Origin of the sequence: Tsukamurella conjunctivitidis, from assembly GCF_007858475.1 — a bacterium.
GTDB classification, from domain to species: domain Bacteria; phylum Actinomycetota; class Actinomycetes; order Mycobacteriales; family Mycobacteriaceae; genus Tsukamurella; species Tsukamurella conjunctivitidis.
The window spans coordinates 1-609 of sequence record NZ_VIGX01000166.1; the positions used below are offsets into that span (position 1 = coordinate 1).

General features: G+C 70.3%; 2 protein-coding genes. Both read left to right on the plus strand.

Features of this window, described 5'->3' with window-relative positions:
• The coding region (locus FK530_RS24865; protein ID WP_146489474.1) for an ATP-binding cassette domain-containing protein at nt 1-431 on the plus strand (431 nt) is incomplete at its 5' end.
• On the plus strand, nt 428-609 hold a 182-nt coding region (locus tag FK530_RS24870), incomplete at its 3' end, for a hypothetical protein (RefSeq protein ID WP_146489475.1). The genes FK530_RS24865 and FK530_RS24870, both read left to right, overlap by 4 nt.

Here is a 609-nt window from a genome sequence, read left to right on the forward strand (position 1 = left end):
CCGCCCAGCGTGAGCGCGTCGAATGGGCACTGCAGGGAGCACAGGCAACCGAGTTCGTCTCGCGTCTGGACGCAGGCATCGACTCCCGTGTGGAGCCGGGCGGCACCAACTTCTCCGGGGGCCAGCGCCAGCGCCTGTCGATCGCACGAGCCCTGTACCGTCGCGCCGACCTCTACGTCTTCGACGACTCCTTCTCCGCACTCGACTACGCCACCGACGCCCGCCTGCGACTGGGCCTGCCGGACTACGTCCAGGGAGGAGCAGTGCTGATCGTCGCCCAACGCGTGGCCACGATCCGCCACGCAGAGACGATCGTCGTCCTGGAGGACGGGAAGGTGGTGGGCCGAGGGACCCACGCCGAACTCATGGAGTCCTCCCAGACCTACCGCGAGATCGTCGCGTCCCAGATGAGCGAGGAGGAGGCAGCATGAGCCACGGACCCGGACCCCGGGGCGGCCGGGGCGTCGCCCCCGGACAGCGCTCGGAGAACTTCGGCCCCAACCTGCGCCGATTGATGGGCGAGTTGCGCCCGGACTGGTTGTTGCTGGTGCTGGCCCTGCTGGCCTCCGCCGCAGGAGTCGTGGCCTCCGTCGCCGCGCCGCGCGTGCT